At 60.3% G+C, this 9399-nt stretch carries 3 protein-coding genes; all 3 read right to left on the minus strand.

Annotation, left to right across the window (positions count from 1 at the left end):
• Positions 1 to 56: 56 nt before the first annotated feature.
• The 3 genes from recD to recC are packed head-to-tail and all read right to left on the minus strand — an operon-like array spanning position 57 to position 9303.
• Positions 57 to 2165, minus strand: coding sequence for an exodeoxyribonuclease V subunit alpha (recD, locus tag ACM6I5_RS13960; protein WP_414884083.1), 2109 nt, complete (start codon positions 2163 to 2165; stop codon positions 57 to 59).
• On the minus strand, positions 2162 to 5854 hold the full coding sequence (gene recB, locus ACM6I5_RS13965) for an exodeoxyribonuclease V subunit beta (RefSeq protein WP_414884084.1): 3693 nt from the start codon (positions 5852 to 5854) through the stop codon (positions 2162 to 2164). The genes recD and recB overlap by 4 nt, the downstream gene beginning before the upstream one ends.
• On the minus strand, positions 5851 to 9303 hold the full coding sequence (gene recC, locus ACM6I5_RS13970; protein ID WP_414884085.1) for an exodeoxyribonuclease V subunit gamma: 3453 nt from the start codon (positions 9301 to 9303) through the stop codon (positions 5851 to 5853). The genes recB and recC overlap by 4 nt, the downstream gene beginning before the upstream one ends.
• Positions 9304 to 9399 lie beyond the last annotated feature (96 nt).

The raw sequence follows: 9399 nt of genomic DNA on the forward strand, positions 1-9399 counted from the left end.
GCGAGGCCGCGCAAGACGGCACTTCGGACAGTTTCCGTCGTCTGGCGCTGCCGTCCTCAATCCCCCGGCGGTATGGCCTCTTCCAATTCCAGCATCAGCCCGCTCAGGCGCTTGACCTTGCGTCGCACGGCCTCCTCAAACACGCCGCTACGCGGTTCGATCAAAGTAAACCAGTGTTTGGCGCGGGTGATGCCGGTGTAGATCAGCTCCTTGGTCAGAACCGGGTTCAGGGCGTCCGGCAAAATCAGCGCCGTATGGGCGAACTCGGAGCCCTGGGACTTGTGCACGGTCATGGCGTACACCGTTTCGACATCATTCAGCCGGCTCGGCAGGACAAAGCGCACGCCGCCCTGGCCGTCGTTACGCGGGAAGGCCACGCGCAGCACTTGGCGCCCCGCCTCGGGTCCCTCGCGCTCCGGCAGCTTGAGCGCAATGCCGATGTCGCCGTTCATCAAGCCCAGGCCATAGTCGTTGCGGGTCATCAGCACTGGCCGACCTTCGTACCACTGTTGATTGCTGTCGATCAGCCTGGCCTTGAGCAGCGCATCGGTCACTCGCTGATTCAGGCCTTCCACGCCCCATGGTCCCTTGCGCACGGCGCACAGTAACTGGAAGGCATCGAAGGCTTGCAACACGTCGCGAGCCCAATCGGTCCAGCGCGGATCCTCGAGGGTGCTGTCGAGCGACGGTCGCCGACTGCGCAGCAGGCTCAGGTAATGCCGATACCCTTGCGGTCCATCGCCATGGCCTTCGAGCAACAAGCGCTCCAGTGCCCTGTCGTGCTCACCTTTGAGAGGCAGGGAAAACACATCATCGTGGTTTCCGGCCGCCAACAACTTGCGAGCTTCTTCGGGTTGTTGCTGATTGACCCAGCGAGCCAGTTGGCCTATGCCACTGCCCTCGCCGAACCGGCGCGAGTGGCGCAGCATCACGACCTGCTGGGCCAGCGGATGAGTCCCGTGAGTGTCTTGCTGCAAACCGCTGGTTTCGAGGTGTTCACCACTGACCGCTTCCAGCCACTGTCGGGTCTGCGGGCCGTACCAACCTGCCTCGGCGTCGCGGCACAAATCGCCCAGCACGGCGCCGGCTTCCACCGATGCCAGTTGATCCTTGTCACCGAGCAGCACCAGTCGTGCATGAGCCGGCATCGCGTCGAGCAGATTGGCCATCATCTCCAGGTCGATCATCGAGGCTTCGTCGACCACTAGGACATCCAGCGGCAAGCGATTACCGGCGTGGTGCCGAAAGTGTCGGGTACCGGGACGGCTGCCGAGCAGGCGGTGCACGGTAGTGACGTCTGACGGAATTTTTTCTCGTACAGCCTCGGCCACTTCCAGCGTCCGGACTTGCTGGCTGATGGATTCCGTCAGCCGCGCCGCCGCTTTGCCGGTGGGGGCCGCAAGACGGATGCGCAGTGGTTTGCCAGCCTCCACCGCCGGTGCCTGCAACAGCGCCAGCAAACGCACGACCGTGGTGGTCTTGCCGGTTCCGGGACCGCCAGTGACGATGCTGAATGCACTGCGGGTCGCCAAGGCACACGCGAGTTTCTGCCAGTCGATCAGTTCGCCGGGCCGGGCCGGGCCGAACAGACCGGTGAGGCGTTGAGGCAAGTCATTCGGTGTGGATTCGTGTTCTGCCAGACGCAGGCGCAGCGCGTTATCGATACGTCGCTCGTACACCCAGTAACGGCGCAAGTACAGGCGCTTTCCCGACAACACCAACGGCCTTTGCAACGCCGTTTCGCTGCCATCGGCCGCCAATGCGACCAGCCGGCTGGAGGCCAGGACCTTGCACCAGTGGGCGCCGTCCAGCGTCTCAAGCAATTGCGAAGGCAGCAACATCGCACCACTTTGCAGGTCGCCTTCCGGCGGCAACGACAGGGCGAAATCCGGCGCCTTGAGCGTCTCGAACAGATCCAGGCAGACGTGACCGTGGCCCAGTTGATGACTGGTCAATGCCGCCGCCAGCAGCACCAGCGGATCATCGTCGGGGGCGAGTTCGTGCAAAAAGGCAACGAAGGCTTTGTCCAGCGCTCGCAACCAGCCGCGCTCGACCCAGCGCGTGAGCAACGACAGCAAATCATCGGCGCGACTCAACGGCGCCAGACTTGCCAGGCTTTCGGCTGCCAACGGCGTGGGCAACACATCGGCAAAGGTGCGGCTCATAGCAATACTCCCTGTTCCCAGGCCGGTTCGGCTTTGGGTTCCGGCTTGCCCTGGAACAGCCGGTCCAGACGCTCGATCAGTTCCCGTGGCGGACGGGCAAAATACACGCCCTGACTGGATGAGCGCGTGCCGCGCAGAAACAGATACAACGCCCCTCCGACATGCCGGTCGTAATCGTAATCGGCAAGCCGCGCCTTGAGCTGACGATGCAGGGCCAACAGGTACAGCACGTATTGCAGGTCGTAGCGATTATCCAGGATCGACTGTTCCATCGCCTGCTCGGTGTAGGCCATGTCATCGACGCCCAGCCAGTTGGATTTGTAATCGGCGACGTAATAGCGACCATCGTGCTCGAAAGTCAGGTCGATGAAGCCTTTGAACATGCCATTGAGCAGTACCGGTTCGGCTGCAACACGGGCGACGCCGTTGTGGGTATGTTGGCGGACCAGCTCGTCGAGTTTGAGCACATCGACCTTATGGCTGGCGAACCAGAACTCCATCTCGACACGGTATTGTCTCAGTTGCCCAAAAATCACGGGCGCCTGTCCAGCGCCGATGTGCAGCGGCGACTTGAGCAAGTGCTGCAGCCAATCGCTCAGCGTGGTGATCCAGCCTTCCCAGCCACGACGGTTGCAGCGACGGGCAATCGCGTCTTCCACGGCCCGCGGCGTGGCGGCAAAACCTTCGTCACCCGCCCACTCAAGCAAACCATGAAGAAAGGTGCCGGGATTCGGACCACGCGGGAACCGATGGATATCGGCACCGCCGGCGATCACTTCGCGCGGCGCTTCAGGATCGAGGCGCTCGTCGTCGAACAGCTTTTGCGCCTGCGGGTTTTCCGGTGCTTCATCACTGCCCACGCTCAGGCTGTCGCCTATGCGAAGGGCGCTGTAGGAGGCAATCCACCAGTTTTCGCTGGCTTTGCGCTTGGGGATCAGGGGGGCGAGCAAGCTCGCATCGTTCTGCGGCGGATGGTAATGCTCATCCGCCTTTTCAGGCATCTCACTGTAATTCAGCGCGGGACAATCCTGCTGCAGGTCTTCCAGCCAACGCTTCAAACCTTGCGACTCCACCAATGGAGCACCGCCCCCCAACAGATAACCCAACGCAGAGAGGTGCAACACCGAGCTGTTGTTATTACCGCGCTTGAGGTCAGTGACACCGAGCCAGCAGGCATGTTGAGCCCGGGTCAAGGCGACATAAAGCAAACGCAGATCCTCGGCCAGCCGCTCATCATCCGCCAGCGCGATCAACTCGGGCGTGGGCTTGAGGGTCACTCGAGCATTGCCCGCTTCATCGTGGTAATGCAGCGGCAAACGGCTTCCGTCCACCGGTTTCGCCGAACACACGAATGGCAGAAACACCAAGGGATACTCAAGCCCCTTGGACTTGTGAATGGTCACGACCTTGACCAGTTGCTCGTCACTTTCAAGACGCAGGATCTGTTCCTCACCCGCCTGACCGGACAGCGCCAGATGTTCGGACAAGTGCCGGATCAACGCTTGCTCGCCATCCAGTTCGGCGGCCGCCTGTTGCAGCAACTCGGACAGGTGCAGCAAGTTGGTCAGCACCCGCTCGCCGTCACTGCGCGCAATCAATGCCTGAGGCAGCTGGAAGTCATGCAGCAAACGACGCAGCATGGGCAGCACGCCTTGCTTGCGCCAGAGCTCGCGATAACCACGGAACTGCATGACCCGCGCTTCCCAGGCCAGCTCGTCCTGATTCAACCGTTCAAGTTCTGCCAGCGACAGGTTCAACGTGATGCTCGCCAGCGCGGCCCGCAACGGACGCTCGACATCCGGCTCGGCACACGCCTTGAGCCAGGTCAGCAGATCGTGGGCTTCCTGGGCGGCGAACACGGAATCCTTGTCCGACAGATAAACGCTGCGCACACCACGGGCGGAGAGTTCGGCGCGTACGGCCTGAGCTTCTTTACCGTCGCGCACCAGAATTGCGATATCCGCCGGCAACAGGCCCCTGAAGTCCTTGCCGTCCTGGATAAAACCCGCCTTACCTTGCTGTCCGCCGTTCAGCAACGCGGTAATTTCACTGGCGCAAGCAGCAGCCAATTGCTGTCGGTAAACCGCGCCCGACAGGGGCTGGTCGGCGGACAAATGCCAGATGTTCAGCGCGGGTACAACCTGCCCCCCGATGCTCAACACTTCTTTGCGTCCCTGGGAGGCGACCGGCAGAAACGGCACGGGGTTATCGCCATTCCGTTCGCGAAACAGGAACGCACCCCGACCGGCCTCGCGCGACTCGGCGCGCGCAAACACATGGTTCACCGCACCGACCATGCCATGGCTGGAACGGAAGTTGGTCCCCAGTGTATGCAGTCGGCCTGCGGTGGCTTGACGAGCGCGCAGGTAGGTATAGATATCGGCACCACGGAAGGCATAGATCGCCTGCTTTGGGTCGCCGATCAGGAACAGGCCGCATTCGGGGTTGTTGTCTTCGATGCGATAGATGCTTTCGAAGATTCGGTACTGCACCGGGTCGGTGTCCTGGAACTCGTCGATCAACGCCACCGGAAACTGTTCGCGGATCAAGGTCGCCAGGCGTTCGCCACCCTCGGATTGCAATGCGGCATCGAGGCGCAGCAACATGTCATCGAAGCCCATTTCCGCGCGACGACGTTTTTCCGCCTCGAACCGTGCGCCCACCCACTGGGCGGCGTGTTGCAGAACCGCGGCATCGGGAGTCGGCAATCCATCGAGACTGGCCTTGAGGCCCGGCATGGCGTCCAGTCCCGGATGGTGGGGGACTTCGCCTTTTTTCCACGCTTCAGCCATGCCCTCAGGGGTCAGGCGGGTGAAGCCGGTGCCAATATCCAACTGCTCAAGCAATTCGTCTTCGGCCCAGGCCTTCAACTTTTCGAACCAGGGTTCGAAGTAACGCGCCTGCATCTTGCGCCCATCAACGCTTTTGCTCGCAACACCCTCGTGACAGATCGCAAGCAACTCGTCGGCCCACTGACGCCAGGGCATTTTGAGTTCGATCAAGGCTGCCCGGCGCTCCTGCAGACATTCGTTGATCAGCTCGGCCGGCTCTTTGCCTTCGACGCTGTCGCGCTCACTGGCGAATAATCCACGGACGCGTGGCAACAGGGCCGCCGGACCGCCCCAAGTACCACGCACCCAGTTCAGCGCATCGCCTTGCATCGGGTAGCAGAACAATCGCCAGTAATCGCGCAGGACTTCGCCCAGCAAATCGCTGTGATCGGTTTCCAGGGTCTGGGTAAACAGGCTGCCGCTGTCGAACGCATGCTCGCGCAACATCCGCTGACACCAGCTGTGGATGGTCGAGACAGCCGCTTCATCCATCCACTGGGCAGCGATGTCCAGACGATTCGCGCATCCGGGCCACTGCTCCGGAAGGTACTGATCACGCAACTCCGCGATCAGCGCATCCGGCGGCGGAGTTTCATCGCGGAAAAACCGCGCGGCTTCTGCCAGGCGCGTTCGAATGCGTTCGCGCAGCTCCTTGGTCGCGGCGTCAGTGAAGGTCACGACGAGGATTTGCGGCGGTAACAATTCACGCCCGAAGCCACTCGATTCGCCACCGTGGCCGAGGACCAGGCGTAGGTACAGCGCGGAAATAGTGAAGGTTTTCCCGGTGCCGGCACTGGCTTCGATCAGTTGACTGCCGCGCAGCGGGAATGCCAGGGCCAGCGGTGTTTTCGCGGTCATGAGCGTGCTTCCTCGCTGCTCAATGAGCGCCACGGAGCTTCAAGCATCGGTTTGTACAAAGCGTTGCACCAATCAGGGAAAGTCTCGTCGGCGATCAGTGCGTCGTAGTCAGCGAACTGTCGGGCGAGCGCGGGACTTTCCCGACGCTCGCCATCCGTGGTCATGCCATCGCCTTCATAAGCTTTGCGGCCAGCGGCATCGGCTTTGGCCAGGTCGGTCTGAGCGAGCCAGGCAAATGCAGTTTTCACCGCAATGGGCAGAGGCTGGCGCATGCCCGTTTGCCAGGCCATCAACAGGTCGCCCAGGATTAGGGATGCGGTATTTTTTTCAATCGGGCCGAGTAACAGACTGTCGTCACTGGCCACCAGTGCAGTGGTCATCTCCATACCACTGGCGCAGGCAACCAGATGATTGACCCAGGGTCGTGTCAGACGATGCCACTTGCGGGATTTGATCGAACCGATGCTGTTGGGGATCGTAGTGACCGACAACAATCCGCCGTCTGCGCGTTGATGCAGACCGCTGAGCCATCCTTCCAGACGCAGACCTTGAAGTTCGAGATTGACCGGCAGAGCGCTGGTGAGTGGCGTGGGCCATAACGCCAGTAGCTGTTGATAGCGTTGCAGCAGATCCGGTAACGGCTCGATCAACTCTCGTTGCAGGCATTCGCCAAAACCGGCCATGGGCAGCAGACCGCTGTTTTGCAGGCGTTTGGCATGCGCATCCAACACCTCATCCACACGTTCAAGCTGTGCCAGCGCGGCGCCGAGCAAACTGTCGCTGAGGCTATAGCGTTGCAGCGCATCAAGTACAAAGGGCTCTTCATCGGCCAGCGGCACTTCAGCGGCTTCGAAGAACACCTTCAATCGCTGGCTGAAGAAATGTCGCACAGGATTGCGCAGGAAATCCTGCAACTGACCGAGGCTCAACGGCTCTTCCTGAACGTAAGCGTCCAGGATGTTGTTATCGATAACTGGCTCACCAGACTGATGAAGCACCTGCCATTCGTTGGCGAAGCTGAACAGGTTATCGCCTTCATGGAAGTAACGGGCGCTGAACGGTTGCAACGGATGTTCCTGAGTCATGGCCTCAAGCAGATCTTCATCTGCATTGCGCAATCGCCAGCCACTGGCCAGATGGTCACGCAACTGACCGATCAATACGGATGCGGGACGCTCGCTGTTATCGCGAATGCTACGGCCAACCCAACTGATATAGAGCTGGTCACATGCCGACAGCAGTGCCTCCAGCAGCAGATAGCGATCATCTTCTCGGCGCGAACGGTCACCCGGTCGATAATCGCTGCCCATGAGGTCGAAGTCCAAAGGCGGTTGCGCGCGCGGATAATCGCCGTCATTCATGCCGAGCAGACAGACCAGTTTGAACGGGATCGCGCGCATCGGCATCAACGTGCAGAAATTGACTGCGCCGGCGAGAAAGCGCTGGGACAATCGACCTTGATCAAGTCCGGCGAGCCAGGCTTCACGAACGACCGTCAACGGTAGCTCGTCATGCAAACCGACGGACTCGCAAGTCTCAAGCCAGGTTTCACGCAACTCCTCGAGCTGGGCCAGCAGGTAGTCGTCATGTTCATTGCTGGCCTGGAAAAACAACTGCACCAGCGCCTGCAACCGTACACCCCATTGCTTGGGCGGCGCCGGTCGCGAGAGCTCCTGATGGGCAATCTCCAGCGCGTCCAACAAAGCAACCAGTGGCCCGATGAGTGCGGCATCCAGACCACCGATCTCGTCGTAGGGCTCGATGCCTTCGCAAGCGCTGCCGCTTCCCACGGCGTAGCCAAGCAGCATCCGACGCAGTCCGAAACGCCAACTGTTCTGTTCCAGTTCCTGAGGCAGGCCCAAACCTGCCCGTTGCCCGGCGTTCATACCCCAACGAATGCCAGCGCCTTCGATCCAGCGATGCAGGGTCGGCAGGTCTCGCTCCTCCACACCAAAGCGAGTGCGCAGGGCCGGAACATCCAGCAGGTCGAGGATTTCGCTGACGGGGAATCGACTGTCCGGCAGTTTAAGCAGATGTTCGACAGCGATCAGCAGCGGGTCACGGCCACGTTGCCCCTGGTCTGCGAGCGTGAAGGGAATGAAGCGCGGGTCATTGCGTTCAAGCTGCCCGAATACTGCACGAATATGCGGGGCATAGCTGTCGATATCCGGGACCATCACAATGACGTCGCGAGGCCTTAAATCGGGATCTGCACTGAAACGGGCGAGCAACTGGTCGTGAAGGATCTCCACCTCTCGCTGGGCGCTATGGGCGATGTGAAATCGGATTGATTGATCCACTTTTGGATCGACTGCCGGCCAGCGTTCACGCGTTTCATACAGAGGGCGTAATTCAAGAATGTCGTCCTGCAATTGATTGAGCATGCTCAGTGGCTGACTGTCACTGAACAGGTCGATTCTCCCGTCACGAAATGCCGAGCGATAGCTGTTGGGATCGTCGTAGCTATCGAGCAGATTGATGTAGTCCCGCCCCTGCTTGCCCCACGCAGCCAAGAGGGGATGGGCATGCTGATGCAGGGTTTGCGGATCCAGGACAACCGGCATGCCGCTCTTGCGAGCCTGACGTTTGTATTGATGCCGTAACAGGTCTTTATCAGCGACGATGTCCGCCCAATGGTGGCGACACGGATTATGAACGCACAGCAAAACCTGACTGAAACGAGCCAGCCCGGCGAGCGCTTCAAGCGCCTGGGCGGGAAGTGAAGAAATACCGAAAACGATCACCCGCGAGGGAAGTCCATCAGGCGCAACGTCGAGGCTGTTGATACGCTCGATAAATCGTTGATGGACGCCGGCACGGCTTTGCGCCATGCCTTGTTCACCGACATCCAGCAACAGTGCACGCCACAATTCTGCCTGCCAGCAGTTTGCCGCAGTCAGGGCTTTCGCTTCACCTCGACCGTTGCGTAATTGATGACGACCTTCTGCCCAGTCCTCGAGCCAGTCAGCTCGGTATACCTGGTATTGATCAAACAGGTCAGCCAGTCGCTCGGCTAATTGATAGCGTTTGCGCAAATCGGTGTCATGGGTAAGGAAGCGTTGCAGAGGTTCGAAGTGTGGCTGATCGAACAACTGTGGAAGCAGGCGCATGAGGCGCCAGGTCAGTGGGGCTTTATCGAGCAGGGATTTGACAGGGATTTCATCTCGGCCCAGGACCATGCGATAGAGCTGCCACATGAAGCTGCCCGGTAACTGCACATCGATCGCTGCGGCGATACCGCAGCCGCCCATGTCGTCCTCTTTCGGATCCTCAGCCAGTGCCAGCTTCAGCCATTGGGCGATGCCGTTGCTCTGGACCAAAGCGATTTCATTTTCCAAGGGTGCCAGCGGGTAGCGCCGCATCCAGCTGACCACCAGGCTGCGCAACTCGTCCAGGCGGTTGCCGTGAACCACCATAAAACCAGCACTGAGGGACGTTGCGTCCGGCATAAAGGCTTCCTTGGAAAAATACAAAAGCTAGGGCCGAACCTTAGCATTGTCGGGAGACTGTGACAGCCGGAAGGCGTCCGGTGTTGCTGTACGAAC

Source organism: Pseudomonas sp. IT-P171 (assembly GCF_949767765.1).
Classification (GTDB): domain Bacteria; phylum Pseudomonadota; class Gammaproteobacteria; order Pseudomonadales; family Pseudomonadaceae; genus Aquipseudomonas; species Aquipseudomonas fluorescens_B.